The following is a 16904-nucleotide window of genomic DNA, read 5'->3' as shown; positions in this document are numbered from 1 at the left end:
ATGAGCACGGGGTCCGGATTCGACGGCGAACCACCCGCGGGGCGCAACCCCGCCGGGCGCGGGGACGACGGCACGTTCGCCGACGTCCTCAACGGGTTCACGCTGGATTCCGGCCGTGCCCGCCGGAAGCGCAAGAAGAGCAAGGAGACCCCGCCACCCCCGGCCGCCGGTGCCCGTGCGGCCGCGGAACCGCCGGCGCCCGCGCCGTCGGCCGACCCAGGAGATCGCGTGACCTCTTTAGTCTCTCCACCCGGCAGCACCGACGGGGACAGCCCCAGACCAGGCGGTTTGTTCGATCCGGGCCCGCCCAGCGGCGAGTTCGTGATGCCCGCGGTGTTCGAGCAGCCGCCCGCGCCCGAGGAGCTGACGGCCATCGTCCGGCCCTACGCGCTGACCGGCGGCCGCACCAAGGCCAATTACGCCCTGGAGCTGGAGACACTGATCTCCGCGAAGGACTACGCTGCCACCGGTGGCTTCCCCGAAGTGGCCGCGGAGCAGATCGAGTGCATCTCGATCATGGAAGAGTGCCGGACCCCCCGTTCGGTCGCCGAGATCGTGTCGGCGCTGCGGGTGCCACTGGGCGTGGCCCGGGTGCTGATCAGCGACGCGGCCGACGCGGGGCTGGTCACGGTGCACAAGACGATTACCGGCAATGACGGCGCCGAGGCACATCTGGTGTTGATGGAAAGGGTTTTGAGTGGACTCCGTCGGCTTTAAGGCACCGCGGGACACCGCGCCCCCGACCATGACCTCCGCCAAGATCGTGGTGGCCGGCGGATTCGGCGCGGGGAAGACGACGTTCGTCGGGTCGGTGTCGGAGATCGTGCCGCTGACCACCGAGGCGATGATGACCGACGCCAGCGTGGGGGTCGACAACCTCGACCACACGCCGGGCAAGTCGACGACCACGGTGGCGATGGACTTCGGCCGCGTGTCGCTGGACGCGGACCTGATCCTCTACCTGTTCGGCACGCCCGGGCAGCAGCGGTTCTGGTTCATGTGGGACGACCTGGTCCGCGGCGCCATCGGCGCGGTGGTGCTGGCCGACACGCGGCGGCTGGCGGACTCGTTCGCCCCGATCGACTTCTTCGAGGACCGCGGCCTGCCGTACATCGTCGGCATCAACACGTTCGACGGCGTGCTGGAGCACGACATCAACGACGTCCGCGAGGCGCTGTCGATCGACCCCAACATCCCGATCGTCCGCTGCGACGCCCGGGACCGCGAGTCGACGAAGCAGACGCTGATCACGCTGGTCGAGTACGCCATGCGGCAGTGGATCGCGCTCCGGGCGGCCAACGCGCGCTGACCGTGGCGGAGCCAGGGGCCCGGGACACGCCCGGGCCCGGCGGCGCCGGTCACGCGCGGCGGAAGCGCAGCAGCACGACCTGGTCGTCGAAGGTGCGCGACTGCGCCAGTTCGAGGCCCAGCCGCGCGGTGCCCTCGGCGAACGGCCGCTTGCCGCCGCCGAGGACGACCGGGTGCACGAACACCTGGTACTCGTCGATCAGCCCGCGCGCGGTGAGCTCGGCGGCCAGTTCCGCGCCGCCCATGAGCAGCAGGTCGTCGCCCGGCTCGGCCTTCAGGGACGCCACCACCTCGCTCAGGTCGCCGCCGACGACCCGGGTGTTCCAGTCCGCCTTCTCCAGCGTCCGCGAGAACACGACCTTCGGCGTCTCACGCCAGACGGGCGCGAAGGCGATGTCGTGCGGGTGGTCCGAGATCGACTCGGCCTCCGGCCAGTACGCGGACATCATGTCCCAGACCTTCCGCCCGTAGGCGAACTCGCCGCAGCGCTCGGTCTGCTCCCGCGAGTAGGCCGACAGCTCGGGGCCCATGACCGGCCAGTCGAACTCGCCGTCCGGGCCCTCGACGCAGCCGTCGAGCGAAGTGTGGACCATGTAGACGATCTCGCGCATTTCCGTCTCCTCCTGGTGGGTCTGACCGAGGAGGTCGGAGCCGCGGACGGGGACCGGACACGCTCGCCGGAAAACTTTTCAGTACTCGTCGTGACGGCGCCACCACGAGCCGGGGCCGTCGTCGCCGCGGCTCTCCTCCTCCCACGCCTCCTGGCGGCCCAGCGGCGTGACGTCGAGGTACCGGTGCGACACGAGGAACATCTCGCCGCCGCGGCCGGAGGTGAAGTACGTCCGGTGGACGTCGTCGCCGTCGCGGAGGAAGACGCTGACGCCGAAGCCCCGGCCGACACCGCAGTCTTCGGTGAAGTCGCTGCCGTGCGCGGACACCCACGGCACGTCCCAGCCCATCCGCGTCTGGTACCGCTCGATCTCCGCGAGGGTCGCCGGTGCGACGACCTTCAGCGTGACGTCGCGGGCGTGCAGGTGCGCCAGGTGCGGCAGGTTGTCGACGATCAGCGAGCAGCCGGGGCAGCCCGCTTCGTCGCCCGGGTGCAGCATGAAGTGGTAGACGATCAGCTGACGGCGGCCGTCGAACAGGTCGAGCAGGCTCTGCTTGCCGTCGCCGGAGTCGAACTCGTACGGCTTGGTGAACGGCACCATCGGCAGCCGGCGGCGTTCGGCGGCGAGGTGGTCGGCCGCTTTCATCAGCTCCTTCTCCTTGACCAGCAGCGCGTCGCGCGCGGCCTGCCATTCCTCCGGCGAGACGATCTCGGGCAGGGTGGCGGTCATCGGACGTCCTTTCCTCGGATGAAGGCGGTCAGGTCCTCGAAACTGGAGCTCCAGCCCTCCTCGTGGCCGTCGCGTTCGGCGGCGGTCGGGAAGCCGGTCTGGACGAAGGTCATCTCGGTCTTGCCGTCGAGGTCGGCGAAGCCGATCGTCACGAGCGTCTCGTCGCGCAGGTCGCCCTCGGTGTCCCAGGCGAAGGTGAACACGAGCCGTTCGGGCGCGGTGATCTCGCGGTAGGTGCCGTGCATCCAGTGCTCGTCGCCCTCGGGGGAGCGGATGCACGCCCGCCAGGCGCCGCCGGGCCGGGTGGCGAGGGTGACGGCGGAGCCGGTGTAGCCGTGCGGCCCCAGCCAGCTCGCCAGCTGGTCGGGGTCGGTCCACGCGGCGAAGACCAGCTCGCGCGGGGCGTCGAAGACCCGGGTGATGGTGAGGTCAGGCATCGCCGGTCAGCCTCCTCAGGTGGTCCTCGAGGCGGTCGAACCCGTCGTCCCAGAACCGGCGGTAGGCCGCGACCCAGCCGGCCACGTCTTCCAGGGGTTTCGCCTCCAGCCGGCAGGGCCGCCACTGGCGGGTGCGGCCGCGGGTGATCAGCCCGGCCTCTTCCAGCACCTTCAGGTGCCGGGACACCGCGGGCAGGCTCATCGGGAACGGCTCGGCGAGTTCGTTGACCGTCGCTTCGCCGTTCGACAGGCGTTCGAGGATGGCGCGGCGGGTCGGGTCGGCGAGGGCCGAGAACGTCCGGCTCAGCGTGTCCGTCATTTCACCACCTTGTTAATTAACGTACCTGTTAAATATAGGGCCGAGCTGGCGGTTGTCAAGGTTCTCCGCCGTTGCCCTGAGAGCTGCGTCACCGGTTCTCGGGTTTCCAATAGTAGGAAGCCAAAGTATTTTGGAAGGATGACCAGCGAGCTGTACCGTCCCGCGCACCCTGTCCGGTTCGTGACGGCGTCGAGCCTCTTCGACGGGCACGACGCGTCGATCAACATCATGCGGCGGATCCTCCAGTCGCAGGGCGCGGAGGTCGTGCACCTGGGCCACAACCGGTCGGTCGACGAGGTCGCCACCGCGGCCATCGCCGAGGACGTCCAGGGGGTGGCCATCTCTGCTTACCAGGGCGGGCACGTCGAGTACTTCTCCTACCTGGTCGAACTGCTCCGCGAGCGCGGCGCCGGGCACATCAAGGTCTTCGGCGGCGGGGGCGGGGTGATCGTGCGCGAGGAGATCGAGCTGCTGCACTCGCGCGGCGTCGCGCGCATCTTCTCGCCCGAAGACGGCTACGAGATGGGCCTGCCGGGCATGATCAACTCGATGATCAAGGCCTGTGACGTCGACCTCGCGGCCGAGGCCCCTTCGCTGGACAAGGTGCTCTCCGGAGACGTGGCCTCGCTTTCGCGGGTCATCACGCAGCTGCAGGCCTCGAAGCTGTCCGAAGACCTGCTCGGCGGCATCACCGAGGCCGCGGGCAAGCGCGAGGTACCGGTACTGGGCATCACCGGCACCGGCGGCTCGGGCAAGTCGTCGCTCACCGACGAGCTGATCCGCCGTTTCCGCCTCGACCAGGAGGACAAGCTGCGGATCGCGGTGCTCGCCGTCGACCCGTCGCGGCGCAAGGGCGGCGGGGCGCTGCTCGGCGACCGCATCCGGATGAACTGCCTCGACGGCTCCCCGGTGTACTTCCGCTCCCTGGCCACGCGAACGACGTCCGGGGAGATCCCGGCCGGCCTCCGCGAATCGATCCTGGCGTGCAAGGCCGCCGGGTACGACCTGGTGATCGTCGAGACGCCCGGCATCGGGCAGGGCGACGCCGGGATCGTCGACTTCGTGGACGAGTCGCTGTACGTGATGACGCCGGAGTTCGGCGCCGCGTCGCAGCTGGAGAAGATCGACATGCTCGACTTCGCCGACGTCGTCGCGATCAACAAGTTCGAGCGCCGCGGCGCCGAGGACGCCCGCCGCGACGTCGCGCGCCAGCTGGTGCGCAACCGCGAGGCCTTCTCGTCTTCGCCGGAAGACATGCCGGTGTACGGCACGAGCGCGGCGAAGTTCAACGACGACGGCGTCACCGCGCTGTACCAGCACCTGCGGGGCATGCTCGCCGAGCGGGGCCTCGGTGTGTCCGCGGGCACGCTCCCGCACGTCGAGGGCAAGGTCTCGACGGACGCCTCGACGATCATCCCGGGCAACCGGGCCCGGTACCTGGCCGAGATTTCGGAGACCGTCCGCGGTTACCACGCGAAGACGCAGCAGCAGGTCGCCGCGATCCGCAAGCGGGACGCGCTGGCCGTCGCCCGCGAAGAACTGGCCAAGGTGGACGCGTCGACCGACGCGCTGGACGGGCTGCTCGCGGCGGCCGAGTCCGATGTGGACGGGGAGACCACGCAGCTGCTGGAGCGGTTCCGGGCGCTGGCCGAGGAGTACCGCCAGGACGAGCTCGTCGTGAAGATCCGCGACAAGGAACTGCGCACGCAGCTGTGGCGCGACACGCTGTCCGGCAACCGGATCCCGCGCGTCGCCCTGCCGCGGTACGCGGAGTCCGGCGAGCTGCTGTCGTTCCTGCGCCGCGAAAACCTGCCGGGCTACTTCCCCTACACCGCGGGGGTCTTCCCGTTCAAGCGCGAGGGGGAGGACCCGGCGCGGATGTTCGCCGGCGAGGGCGACGCGTTCCGCACCAACCGGCGGTTCAAGCTGCTGTCGGCCGATTCCGAGGCCAAGCGGCTCTCCACGGCGTTCGACTCGGTGACCCTCTACGGCCACGACCCCGACACGCGCCCCGACATCTACGGCAAGGTCGGCACGTCGGGTGTGTCCATCGCGACCCTCGACGACATGAAGGCGCTCTACGACGGCTTCGACCTGACCGCGCCGAACACATCGGTGTCGATGACGATCAACGGCCCGGCGCCGACGATCCTCGCCTTCTTCCTCAACACCGCGATCGACCAGAAGCTGGAGGCGTTCCAGGCCGAGCACGGGCGTGAGCCCTCCGACGCCGAAGCCGCCGAGCTGCGCGAATGGGTGCTGCGCAACGTCCGCGGCACGGTGCAGGCCGACATCCTCAAGGAGGACCAGGGCCAGAACACCTGCATCTTCTCCACCGAGTTCAGCCTCCGGATGATGGCCGACATCCAGGAGTGGTTCATCGAGCACGGCGTCCGCAACTTCTACTCCGTGTCGATTTCGGGCTACCACATCGCCGAAGCCGGGGCGAACCCCATTTCACAGCTGGCCTTCACGCTGTCCAACGGCTTCACCTACGTCGAGTCCTACCTCGCGCGCGGCATGGACATCGACGACTTCGCGCCGAACCTGTCGTTCTTCTTCTCCAACGGCATGGACGCGGAGTACTCGGTGCTCGGCCGGGTGGCGCGCCGGATCTGGGCCGTGGCCATGCGCGAGCGCTACGGCGCGAACGAGCGGTCGCAGAAACTCAAGTACCACGTGCAGACGTCCGGCCGGTCGCTGCACGCGCAGGAAATGAGCTTCAACGACATCCGCACCACGCTGCAGGCGCTGTGCGCGCTGTACGACAACGCGAACTCCCTGCACACCAACGCCTTCGACGAGGCGATCACCACGCCGTCGGAGTCGTCGGTGCGCCGCGCGATGGCCATCCAGATGATCATCAACAAGGAATGGGGCCTGTCGAAGAACGAGAACCCGCTGCAGGGTTCGTTCGTCATCGACGAGCTGACCGACCTGGTCGAGGAGGCCGTGCTGGCCGAGTTCGACCGCATTTCCGAGCGCGGCGGCGTCCTCGGCGCGATGGAGACCGGCTACCAGCGCGGCCGGATCCAGGACGAGTCGATCCTCTACGAGCGCAAGAAGCACGACGGCTCGCTGCCGATCATCGGCGTCAACACCTTCCGCAACCCGCATGCGGGGGAGGAGGACGTCGAGGTCGAGCTGGCCCGGGCGACCGAGGACGAGAAGCGGTCCCAGCTGGACCGCCTGGCGGACTTCCAGCACCGCCACCACGAGGAGGCCCAGCAGGCGCTCAAGGCCCTGCGCGAGGCGGCCACCCGCGGCGGCAACCTGTTCGGGGTGCTGGTGGATGCCGCGCGGGTGTGCTCGCTCGGTCAGATCACGGAGGCGTTCTTCGAGGTCGGCGGCCAGTACCGGCGCAACGTCTAGCGCCGGACCGCCGTCAGGTACCAGACCGGGACCAGGACCCGGCCGCCGGTGTCCGTGGGCAGGCCGGACAGGTCGGCGTCGTCCTCGTCCAGCACCGCCCGGACGCTCTGCCGCAGCTCCTCCGGCGTCATCGACGTCGTGTAGACGGTCGGTTCGAGCTTCTCGACGGTCCAGTCCCGGCCGACGGTCTCCCGCAGGTTCGCTTCGCTGATCAGGTAGGGCGCGGGAAATCCGGCCGGCACCTCCGGGGAGAAGGCGAAGAGGTGCAGCCGCGCGCCCGGCCGCGTCGCGCGGGTCAGGGCGGCGAGGTACTCGTGGCGCTGTTCCTCGCTCAGGCAGTGGTAGAGGGCGCTGTCCAGGACCGTGTCGAAGCGGCCTTCGTAGCCTTCGAGTTTCGTCGCGTCGGCGACGGCGAACTCGATGTCGAGGCCCTTCTCCGCGGCGCGGGCGCGCGCCTGCTCGACCGCCGACGGGGCGCCGTCGAGGCCGGTGACGTGCAGGCCGCGGGAGGCGAGGAACGCGCTGTTGTCCCCGAGGCCGCAGCCGATGTCGAGGACGTCACCGGTGAACCCGCCCGCGTCGGCCAGCGCGACGACGGCGGGCTGCGGCGCGCCGAGGTCCCACGGCATCTTCCGGCCGATCGGCGTGCTGCCCCGGTAAAGCTCCTCGAAGTCGACGTCCTGGACGTCCATGACTACCCCCTTATTCAACGTATGATGAGATGACTCCATCCTGCACCTCCTGTCCACCCGGTGGTAGTCCTGGAAGCATGAAATTCGGGATTTCGACGTTCGTGACCGACGAAGGCATCCGGCCGGACGTGCTGGGCGCCGCCCTGGAAGAACGCGGCTTCGACTCGCTGTGGCTGGCCGAGCACTCGCACATCCCCGCGAGCCGGGAAACGCCGTACCCGGGCGGGGGCGAGCTGCCGCGCGTGTACTACCGCACCCTCGACCCGTTCGTGGCGCTGGCCGCTGCGGCCACGGCGACCTCGGAGCTGCTGCTGGGCACCGGGATCGCCCTGCTCATGCAGCGCGACCTGATCCACACCGCCAAGGAAGTCGCGTCACTGGACCTGATTTCCGACGGCCGGGCGCTGTTCGGCGTCGGCGTCGGCTGGAACCGCGAGGAGATGCGCAACCACGGCACCGACCCGAAGACCCGCGGCGCGCTGATGGACGAGCAGCTGGCCGCGCTCAAGGAGATCTGGACGTCGGAACAGGCGGAGTTCCACGGTGCGCACGTCGACTTCGACCCGATCTTCAGCTGGCCGAAGCCGGTGCAGCAGCCGCACGTCCCGATCTACATCGGCGGCGAAAGCGAGGCGGCGCTGAACCGGCTGGTCAAGTACGGCGACGGCTGGCTGCTCCGGGGCTTCACGAAGTACCAGGAGGCCCAGCGGGTGCGCGGCTGGCTGGCGGACCAGGGCCGCGAAGACGTCCAGTTCGCGGTGTTCGGCGGCCCGACGACACCGAAGGTGATCGACGGCTTCCGCGAGGCCGGCGTCGAGCGGTACACGTTCCTGCTGGACACGCTGCCGGAAGCGGAGACGCTCAAGGCGCTCGACGAGCTGGCGAAGGTGGCCGCCGCGCACCGATGAGGGTGACCTGCACGGCACCGGAAACTGTCGGTGCCGAGCGATAGAGTGGAACCGGGGGGCGCCCCCGTGGTTCGGGTGCGGCGGTTACTTGTCCAGCAGCAGGTGCACCGAGAGTTCGAGGCGGTTCGCGACGTCGGCGGCCGAGGCGCGGCGGGTCACCCAGGCCACCAGGTTCGCCATCCAGACGTCCGCGACGACGTGGAAGATGTCGCGGTCCGCCTCGGCCGGCTCGGCGATGCCCATCGCTTTGGCGAACATGTTCTCCATCAGCCGTCCGACCTGCTCGACCTCGGCGGCGGCGGAGGTGTCGGCGAACATGAACGCGCGGACCATGGCCTCGGTGAGGTGCGGGTCGCGCTGCATCATGCGCGTGTTGCGGCCGAGCACGAACATCAGCCGCTCGGCCGGCGTGTCGCCGGGGATGGCCTGGCGTTCCAGCTTCTCCTGCGCGCGCTCGAACTCGCGGGCCAGTCCGGAGACGAGCAGGTGGATCTTCGAGGGGAAGTACCGGTACAGCGTGCCGAGCGCGACGTCGGCCTTCTCGGCGACGGCGCGCATCTGCACCGCGTCGTAGCCGCCCTTCGAGGCCAGCGCGAGGGTGGCGTCGATGATCCGGCGGCGGCGGTCGCGCTGGGCGGCCGAGCCGAGCTCGTCGGCCCCGATCGCGCTCAGGCCGTTGCCGCGGGCCTTGGTCTTGCCTGGCATCGGCGTTCCCCCGTCCTTCGGAACTTGTTCCAGTTCACGACGTAGATTACCTGTCCTGGCGAACCTCGCGACAGCTGACCCACTGGCCGAAAAACTGTAACACGTTCTACACTCGCGAGTAGTGTCACGCCCGCGAGGAGGTCCGATGCCGGTCGCGCTCACCGAGGAACAGGCCGCGCTGGCCGAGGCGATCCACGCCTGGTCCGCGGCGCACCACCCGCGAGAGGCGGTGCGCGCGGCGGAAACCGGGGCCGGCGCGGGAATCCCGGCGGGCTTCGCCGAACTCGGCCTGTTCGGCGTCGCAGTGCCCGCGGCAGCCGGGGGCGCCGACGGCAGTGTCGCCGATCTCGCCGCCGGGCTCGCCGCGGCGGCGGAAGAACTCGTTCCCGGGCCGGTGCTGGGCACCGCCCTCGCCGGGATCCTGCTGGCCGAAGTCCCCGAGGCGAAGGAGCTGCTCTGCGCCGTCGCCGAGGGGGAAGCCACGGTCGCGGTCCTGCTGGACGTCCTGTCGCTCGAGGACGGCGTCAGCGGGCCCGTTCCCGGCGCGGATGCCGGGACGTGGCTGCTGGTGCCGGTCGACGGCGGCCACGTGCTGCTCGCCCCCGGCACGCCCGGGGTGGCCGTCGAGCCCTTGGCGGCGTTCGACTTCTCGCGTCCGCTGGCCCGCATCCGGTTCTCGGGCGTCCGTGCCGAAGTGCTCTCGTTGCCGCCGGTCCGGCCGTCGGCGGCGATCCTCGCCGCGGCCGAGGCGGCGGGCGTGGCGCGGCGGTGCCTCACCATCGCCGTCGAATACGCCAAGGTCCGCGAGCAGTTCGGGCAGCCGATCGGGGCGTTCCAGGCGGTCAAGCACCTGTGCGCCGAGATGCTGTGCCGGGCCGAAGCCGCCGAAGCGCTGGCCTGGGACGCGGCCTCCGGGCAGCACCCGCTGTCGGTGGCGAGCGCGGCCGTCGTCGCCCTCGACGCGGCCGTCGCCAACGCCGAGGACTGCGTCCAGGTGCTCGGCGGGATCGGCTTCACCTGGGAGCACGACGCGCACCTGTACCTGCGCCGGGCGGTGGCCCTGCGGCAGTGGCTCGGCGGGTCGTGGCGGCGGCAGGCGGCTTCGCTGGCGCTCTCCGGGACCGAGCGGACGCTGGGTGTCGACGTGGGCGACGATCCGGTGTTGCGGGACGAAGTGGCTCGGATCGCGGCACTGCCCTCCGCTTCGCAACGCGTCGCGCTCGCTGATGCGGGTCTGCTGACGCCGCACTGGCCCGCGCCCTACGGCCGGGGTGCCGATGCCGCGGAGCAGCTGCGGATCGACGCCGCACTGGCCGCCGCCGGTGTCCGCCGTCCGGACCTGGTGATCGGCGCGTGGGCGGTGCCGACGATCCTCGAACACGGCAGCGACGAGCAGCGGGCGCGGTTCGCCCGGCCCACCCTGCGCGGCGAAATCACCTGGTGCCAGCTGTTCAGCGAGCCCGGCGCGGGGTCGGACCTGGCCGCGCTGCGGACGGCGGCCCGGCGCGTCGACGGCGGCTGGCGGCTGTCGGGGCAGAAGGTGTGGACGTCGCTGGCCCGCGAAGCCGACTGGGGCATCTGCCTGGCCCGCACCGACCCGGACGCGCCGAAGCACAAGGGCATCACCTACTTCCTGGTCGACATGCGCGCCTCCGGGATCACCACGCGGCCGCTGCGGGAGATCACCGGGGAAGCGGTGTTCAACGAGGTGTTCCTCGACGACGTGTTCGTGCCGGACGCGGACGTCGTCGGTGTCCCGGGCGGCGGCTGGCGACTGGCCCGCACGACCCTGGCCAACGAGCGGGTGGCCATCGGCAGCGGCTCGGCGGTCGGCGAGAGCGTGCAGACGTTGGTGTCCACAGTGGACGCCTCGGTCCTGGACGACGTCGCCTTGGAGCGGCTCGGTTCGCTGGTCGCCGACGGCGTCGCGGGCTCGGTGCTGGACCTGCGGGCGGCCCTGCGCCGGCTGGAGGGCCAGGACCCGGGTGCCGAGTCGAGCGTGCGCAAGCTGCTGGGCGTTTCGCACCGGCAGGACGTGGCCGAGTTCGCGCTGGAGCTGGCGGGCACGGGCGCGTTGCTCGCGGACGGCCCGGCCCAGCACGAATTCCTGCTCACCCGCTGCCTCTCGATCGCGGGCGGCACGACGCAGGTCCTGCGGTCCCTCACGGCGGAACGCCTCCTGGGCCTGCCTCGCGGGTGAGGTCCCTGAGTTGCGTCGTGCAACGGTGCGAAAGGACCGTTGGCGCCGCCGAGGGCAAAACTGTCGGGGTCGTGTTCTAGCGTTGCGGTCGTGGAGTTCAGCGCAGACACCCAGGCCACGTACCTTCCCGCGGATCCCCCGCGGGACGGCGTGCTGGCCCTGTGGGGCGAGGACGTGGCCGGCGGGACCACGATCGAGCTCGTGCTGCCCCGCGGCGCGAAATTCGCCCGGACGAAGGTCGACGCCGAACTGGTCCCGCTGGAGCGGGCGCTGCCCCGGCTCCTGTCGGTGGGGGAGGGGGCGAGCCCGGCGGTCGCGGCGTGGTCGGCCGCGGTCAACGCGGGGGTGAACCTGGTCGCCCGGGGCCGGCTGCGCCCCGCGGCGTCCCCGGCCGGCGCGGCGGCATGGCGCATCGGCCCGCTCGACGCCGCCGACGAGGAACTGCTGCGCGGGCTGGCGGGCGCGTTGCCGCCGGAGGCGTACGCGCTGCCGCTGACGGGGCTGAAACGCATCCGCCTGCACTCGCCGGACTCGCTGGTCCGCGCGCTCTGGGACGCCACGGCCGACCTGCTGGTCCGCAGCCCGGCCGCGCCGGTCGGGGCCGGCGACCCCGCGTTCGCGGCCCGGGAACCGGCGTTGCTGGGCCCGGACGGGGCCGCGTGGCTCGCGGAGCTGGAGGCCCGCGAACCGCGTGGCGTGCAGGTGCTCCTGCGGGTCGAAGGCGTCGGCGACGACTCGTTCGCCGGGGTGCTGGCGGTGCGCAGCATGGCGGAGCCGAGCCTGGTGGTGGAGGCGGCCACGCTGTGGGACGCCCCGGACGCGGTGCTGAACCGGCTCGGCGACCAGGTCGAGACGCAGCTGCTGCTGGGCCTGCGTCGCGGCGCGCGGGCCTGGCCGCCGCTGGGCCGGGTGCTGGCCGAGCCCGCGCCGGCGTCGCTGGCGCTGTCCGACGACGAGGTCGTCGACCTCCTCACCGACGGCGCCCGCGAGCTGGGCGGCGCGGGCATCGAGGTGCTGTGGTCGAAGGGCCTGTTCGCGGGCGAGGTGAAGGCCAAGGCGAGCGCCACGCAGGCGCCGGCGAGCGTGGCCGGGCCGGAGTTCGCGTTGCGGTCGCTGCTGGAGTTCCGCTGGCAGCTCAGCCTCGGCGGCGAGCAGCTGACCGAGGCCGAGGTGACGGCGCTCGCCGAGGCCAAGCGGCCGCTGGTCCGCCTGCGCGGCCAGTGGGTGCGCGTGGATCCGCAGCTGCTGGCCCGGGTCCGCGGCCGCACCCGCAAGCTGGACGCGGGCGAGGCCCTGGCGGCGGCGTTGACGGGCGAGCTGGAACTGGACGGCGAGCGAGTGGAGTTCGCGGCACCCCCGGCGCTGGACGGGCTGGTTTCGCGCATCCGGGACCGGGCGGAGGGGGCGGTGGCACCGCCGCCGGGGTTGCAGGCGACGTTGCGGCCGTACCAGCAGGCGGGACTGGCATGGCTGGCGACGATGACGGGACTGGGGCTGGGTGCGTGCCTGGCCGACGACATGGGGCTGGGCAAGACGATCCAGCTGATCGCCCTGCACCTGCACCGCCGGGCTTCGGCGGCTCAGGCACAGCTCCAGCCCGCCCGCGCGCAGCCTGGCGAGGTGGCTGGGCCGGCGGGCGGGGGATTGCGGCAGGCCGGTGAGTCCGGCCAAGCGGCCGGTGGGGCGTCGCCGCAGCTCGGCGACGTGGCTGGGGGATTGCGGCAGGCTGGTGAGTCCGGCCAATCGGCCGCGGGGTCGTCGCCGCAGCTCGGCAAGGTGGCCCGAGCGGCGGGTGGGGGATTGGGGCAGGCCGGTGAGTCGAGCGAATCGGCCGGTGGGTCGTCGCCGCAGCTCGGCGGGGTGGCCCGGCCGGCGGCCGGGGTACCGCCGCAGCCCGCCGAAGCCGAGCGGCTTGCGGCTGCGTCTTCCCCCGATGCGGATCTCCCCCTGGCGGCGGCCGAACCCGAGCTCGGCGGCCCCACCCTCGTCCTCTGCCCCACCTCCCTCCTCGGCAACTGGGAGCGCGAGTTCGCCCGCTTCGCCCCGGACATCCCTGTCCGCCGCTTCCACGGCGGCCGCCGCCATCTCGGTGACCTCGCCCCGGACGAGGTCGTCCTCGCCACCTACGGCGTCCTCCGCCGTGACCGCGAAACACTGTCCGAAGTGGACTGGGGGCTGGTCGCCGCCGATGAGGCGCAGCACGTCAAGAATCCGCTGTCCGCCACCGCCAAGGAGCTGCGCAAGATCCCCGCCCGGGCCAAGGTCGCCCTCACCGGCACGCCCGTCGAGAACCGGCTCACCGAACTGTGGTCCATTGTGGACTGGACGACCCCCGGCCTGCTCGGCCCGCTCGACCGCTTCCGCCGCACCGTCGCGCGGCCGATCGAACGCGACCGCGACCAGGCCGTCACCGAACGGCTGGCCGCCACCGTCCGGCCGTTCCTGCTGCGGCGGCGCAAGACCGACCCGGACATCGCCCCGGAACTGCCGCGCAAGACCGAGACCGACCGGTTCGTCCCGCTCACCGCCGAGCAGACCACGCTCTACGAAGCCGTCGTGCGGGAAAACCTGGCCGAAATCCGCGAGACGCAGGGCATCAAGCGGCGCGGGCAGGTCCTGCAGCTGCTCACCGAGCTCAAGCAGATCTGCAACCACCCCGCCCAGTTCCTCAAGGAACCGCACGGCACCCTCACCGGCCGCTCCGGCAAGCTCGCCGCGTTCGAGGAACTGCTGGACGTCATCCTCGACGAGGGCGAGAGCGTGCTCGTCTTCAGCCAGTACGTCCAGCTCTGCCGCCTGCTCGAGCGGCGCCTCACCGAGCGTGGCCTGCCCACCGAGCTGCTGTCCGGGGCCAGCTCGCCGGCGAAGCGGCAGGACATGGTCGACCGGTTCCAGGCCGGCGAAATCCCGGTGTTCCTGCTTTCGCTCAAGGCGGGCGGCGTCGGGCTCAACCTGACCCGGGCCACCCACGTGATCCACTACGACCGCTGGTGGAACCCGGCGGTCGAGGACCAGGCCACCGACCGCGCGTACCGCATCGGGCAGGACCGGCCGGTCCAGGTGCACCGGTTGATCGCCGAGGGCACCCTCGAAGAGCGGATCGCGCAGGTCCTCGAAAAGAAACGCGGGCTCGCCGAGTCGATCGTCGGCGCGGGGGAGGACTGGATCACCGAACTGTCCGACGACGAGCTCGCCGACCTCGTCCGGCTCGGGAGCGGGTGATGCCACCGAGGCGGAACTTCGGCACCACCTGGTGGGGCCGCGCCTGGGTCGACGCGCTGGAGCAACGCGCGAAGCTCGACCCGAACCGGCTGCCACGCGGGCGGACGTACGCGCGGAAAGGCACGGTCAGCGAGCTCCACTTCGGCGCCGGTGGGATGACGGCGCGCGTGCGTGGCAGCCGGCCCCAGCCCTACCAGGTCACGATCACCATGCGCACGTTCACCGACGGCGAATGGGACACGCTGCTCGGCGTGGTCGGCACGCAGCTCGGGCACGCGGCGGCGCTCCTCGACGGCGAGCTGCCCGGCGCGCTGGCCGAGCAGGCCCGCGAGGCGGGCGCCGACCTGCTGCCGGGCCCGGGCGACCTGCGGCCGCGGTGCTCGTGCCCGGATTCGGCGAACCCGTGCAAGCACGTCGCCGCGGTGTACTACCTGGTCGCCGACGAGGTGGACCGCGACCCGTTCACGCTCTTCCTGCTGCGCGGACGCCCGCGGGCGGACGTGCTGGCCGAGCTCCGCGCCCGCCGGTCACCGGCGCGCGGCGAGAAACCGAAGCTGCCGAAGCGCGTGGACGAGGGCCTGACCCCGAAGGCCGCCTACACCCGCCGGCCGGGCGCGATCCCGGCCCTGCCGCCACCCCCGCGGATCCCCGGCCCGCCGGCGGTCCTCGACCTCGACCCACCCCCGGCCACGGGCTGGACGGCGGCGGCCCTGTCCACCTTGGCGGCGGACGCGGCCTCCCTGGCCCGCGACCTCCTCACGAGCGGCGCGACGGCGACGGAGCTGACGTTCGAGGAGGACCTGGCCCGCCGAGCGGCGGCCCGCACCGGCCCGGAGATCACCGCCCTGGCCGCGGCGGCCCAGGTGCCACCCCGCGACCTGGCCCGCTGGGCGGAAGCCTGGCGGGAAGCAGGCCGCGGCGGGTTGGCGGCCCTGCGCGAAACCTGGCAGCCGGGCCCGGGTCCGCTGGCCGAAGCGCAGGGAATCCTGGCGGACGCGGGTTTACCGGGAACGCCGAAGGTGTGGCGAAACCGTCTCACGCAAGGAGAACTGCAGTTGCGCTACGGCCGCGACGCGCGCTGGTACCGCTTCGTGCGCGAAGGAACGGAGTGGCGCCTCGACGGCCCGCCCTCGGCGAGCCCGCTGGACCTCGTCTACTGAGCCCGCTCGGCCTTCCAAGCGTTGTACGTGTAGTCCAAGAACCGCGCCACCCCGCGCACCACGTGCGCCGACCGCACCGACGTGAACACGTCGAACGCGTGCTGCGCCCCCGCCAGCTCCGCGTACGCCACCGGCTCCCGGGACTTCTCCCGCAGCCGCCGCACGAACTCGCGGGCTTCGCGCACCGGGACCAGGGAATCGTCCCGGCCGTGGAGCACGAAGAACGGCGGGGCGTCCGACGTGATCCGGTCCAGCGGGGAGGCCGCGATGTAGTCGTCCAGGTGGGACACCGGGTCCCGGTCCGGGGCGAACACGCGCCGCGCGATCAGGCTCTCCAGGCGGTACTTGCTCGCCGGGGCGCCGGAGGTCGCCGCGAAGTCGTACACGCCGTAGTGCGGTACGCACGCCTGGACGCTCGTGTCCGCGTCCTCGAACGACGGCTGCAACGCCGGGTCGTTCTGCGACAACGCCAGCAGCGCCGACAGGTGCCCGCCCGCCGAGCCGCCCGTCACCGCCACGAACCGCGGGTCGCCGCCGTACGACTCGATCGACGAGCGGATCCACGCCAGTGCCTGCTTCGCCGCGACGATGTGCGCCGGCCAGCGGTGGGCCGGGGCCAGCGGGTAGTTGATCGCGACGCACACCCAGCCGCGGCGGGCCAGGTAGCGCATCAGAGGACGGCCCTGCTCCTCCTTGTTGCCGATCACCCACGCCCCGCCGTGGACCTGCAGCAGCACCGGCGCGCCGGAGACGGGCTCGGAAGGCCGGTACACGTCGAGCAGGAACCGCTTGCCGCCCGGGGCGTAGGCGATGTTGCGGTCGACGCGGACGTCCGGGGCGCCCATCCGGAACGGCAGCGCCAGCTCGCCCCACGGCAACCCCAGGTCGGACCGGCCCAGCTCCGACGCGTAGTCCGGACCCAGCGCCGACGTCAGCGCCTTCTCGATCTCCTCGCGGGCGCCGTGCCCGGTGCGGACCAGCGTGGCCAGCCCGGCCGCGGACGCCGCCGCCATCGCCAAGCCGACCTTCGTCGACCGGTCGCCCACGCCGTGGCGGGCCACGTGGACCAAGGAATCCGCTGCCGTCAGCGCGAGGAACTGGGGCGCCAGCTCGCCGGTCAGCCAGCCGGCGAAGAACACCGGGATCGTCGTGGAACGCGCCCGCAGCGGGCGGAGCGCGTTGGCGGTGAGACCGAGCTGGACCGCGCGACGGATCAGGAAATTCGGCTGCACCAGCGTGAT

14 protein-coding genes are annotated in these 16904 nt (G+C 71.8%); 7 read left to right on the top strand and 7 right to left on the bottom strand.

Translation table 11 applies throughout. The features are described 5' to 3' along the window. Both AB0J55_RS23665 and AB0J55_RS23660 read left to right on the top strand, forming a co-directional pair. The gene (locus AB0J55_RS23665) at positions 1–717 is read left to right on the top strand and encodes a DUF742 domain-containing protein (RefSeq protein WP_364252198.1); all 717 of its coding nucleotides are present in this window, start codon (positions 1–3) and stop codon (positions 715–717) included. Positions 718–745: 28 nt separating this feature from the next. Continuing rightward, positions 746–1309: an ATP/GTP-binding protein gene (locus AB0J55_RS23660; RefSeq protein WP_004561255.1), complete on the top strand. Its 564-nt coding sequence runs from the start codon at positions 746–748 to the stop codon at positions 1307–1309. Positions 1310–1358: 49 nt separating this feature from the next. Here AB0J55_RS23660 and AB0J55_RS23655 read toward each other — a convergent pair whose 3' ends face one another. The 4 genes from AB0J55_RS23655 to AB0J55_RS23640 form a co-directional block, all read right to left on the bottom strand. Then, positions 1359–1919 carry a dihydrofolate reductase family protein gene (locus AB0J55_RS23655; RefSeq protein WP_364252195.1) on the bottom strand — a complete coding sequence of 187 codons (561 nt, stop codon included), beginning with the start codon at positions 1917–1919 and terminating at the stop codon, positions 1359–1361. A 78-nt stretch (positions 1920–1997) separates the two neighbouring features. Then, on the bottom strand, positions 1998–2648 hold the full coding sequence (locus AB0J55_RS23650; protein ID WP_364252192.1) for a DUF899 domain-containing protein: 651 nt from the start codon (positions 2646–2648) through the stop codon (positions 1998–2000). Further along, complete coding sequence (locus tag AB0J55_RS23645) at positions 2645–3085, bottom strand: SRPBCC domain-containing protein (RefSeq protein ID WP_364252189.1); 441 nt, start codon at positions 3083–3085, stop codon at positions 2645–2647. Before AB0J55_RS23645 ends, AB0J55_RS23650 begins: the two co-directional genes overlap by 4 nt. After that, complete coding sequence (locus tag AB0J55_RS23640) at positions 3078–3404, bottom strand: metalloregulator ArsR/SmtB family transcription factor (protein ID WP_364252186.1); 327 nt, start codon at positions 3402–3404, stop codon at positions 3078–3080. Before AB0J55_RS23640 ends, AB0J55_RS23645 begins: the two co-directional genes overlap by 8 nt. Before the next feature lie 138 nt (positions 3405–3542). Between AB0J55_RS23640 and icmF the strand changes: the two genes are divergently transcribed. Then, positions 3543–6776 (top strand): fused isobutyryl-CoA mutase/GTPase IcmF, encoded by a 3234-nt coding sequence (icmF, locus tag AB0J55_RS23635; protein WP_364252183.1) that lies wholly within the window; start codon positions 3543–3545, stop codon positions 6774–6776. Here the strand turns inward: icmF and AB0J55_RS23630 are convergent. Next, complete coding sequence (locus AB0J55_RS23630) at positions 6773–7468, bottom strand: class I SAM-dependent methyltransferase (RefSeq protein WP_364252180.1); 696 nt, start codon at positions 7466–7468, stop codon at positions 6773–6775. The genes icmF and AB0J55_RS23630 overlap by 4 nt on opposite strands. A gap of 77 nt (positions 7469–7545) precedes the next feature. Here AB0J55_RS23630 and AB0J55_RS23625 point away from each other — a divergent pair, with 77 nt between their 5' ends. After that, the gene (locus tag AB0J55_RS23625; RefSeq protein WP_364252177.1) at positions 7546–8376 is read left to right on the top strand and encodes an LLM class F420-dependent oxidoreductase; all 831 of its coding nucleotides are present in this window, start codon (positions 7546–7548) and stop codon (positions 8374–8376) included. Between the two features lie 84 nt (positions 8377–8460). Here the strand turns inward: AB0J55_RS23625 and kstR are convergent, their stop codons facing one another. Beyond that, positions 8461–9081, bottom strand: coding sequence for a cholesterol catabolism transcriptional regulator KstR (gene kstR / locus AB0J55_RS23620; RefSeq protein ID WP_364252174.1), 621 nt, complete (start codon positions 9079–9081; stop codon positions 8461–8463). 145 nt (positions 9082–9226) lie between these two features. Between kstR and AB0J55_RS23615 the strand changes: the two genes are divergently transcribed. From AB0J55_RS23615 to AB0J55_RS23605, 3 genes are all read left to right on the top strand, one after another. Next, positions 9227–11281 (top strand): acyl-CoA dehydrogenase family protein, encoded by a 2055-nt coding sequence (locus tag AB0J55_RS23615; RefSeq protein ID WP_364252171.1) that lies wholly within the window; start codon positions 9227–9229, stop codon positions 11279–11281. Positions 11282–11371: 90 nt separating this feature from the next. Continuing rightward, a complete protein-coding gene (locus tag AB0J55_RS23610; protein WP_364252168.1) occupies positions 11372–14503 on the top strand; it encodes a DEAD/DEAH box helicase in 3132 nt (1043 codons plus the stop codon). Continuing rightward, positions 14503–15663: an SWIM zinc finger family protein gene (locus AB0J55_RS23605; RefSeq protein ID WP_364252165.1), complete on the top strand. Its 1161-nt coding sequence runs from the start codon at positions 14503–14505 to the stop codon at positions 15661–15663. The genes AB0J55_RS23610 and AB0J55_RS23605 overlap by 1 nt, the downstream gene beginning before the upstream one ends. Here the strand turns inward: AB0J55_RS23605 and AB0J55_RS23600 are convergent. Further along, positions 15657–16895, bottom strand: a complete 1239-nt coding sequence (locus tag AB0J55_RS23600; RefSeq protein ID WP_364252162.1) for an alpha/beta hydrolase — start codon at positions 16893–16895, stop codon at positions 15657–15659. The genes AB0J55_RS23605 and AB0J55_RS23600 overlap by 7 nt on opposite strands. Between the last annotated feature and the right edge of the window lie 9 nt (positions 16896–16904).

Origin of the sequence: Amycolatopsis sp. NPDC049688 (assembly GCF_040674975.1) — a bacterium.
Lineage (GTDB): Bacteria > Actinomycetota > Actinomycetes > Mycobacteriales > Pseudonocardiaceae > Amycolatopsis.
Note: the sequence above shows the minus strand (reverse complement) of the source record. Positions and strands in the feature narration are given on the sequence as shown.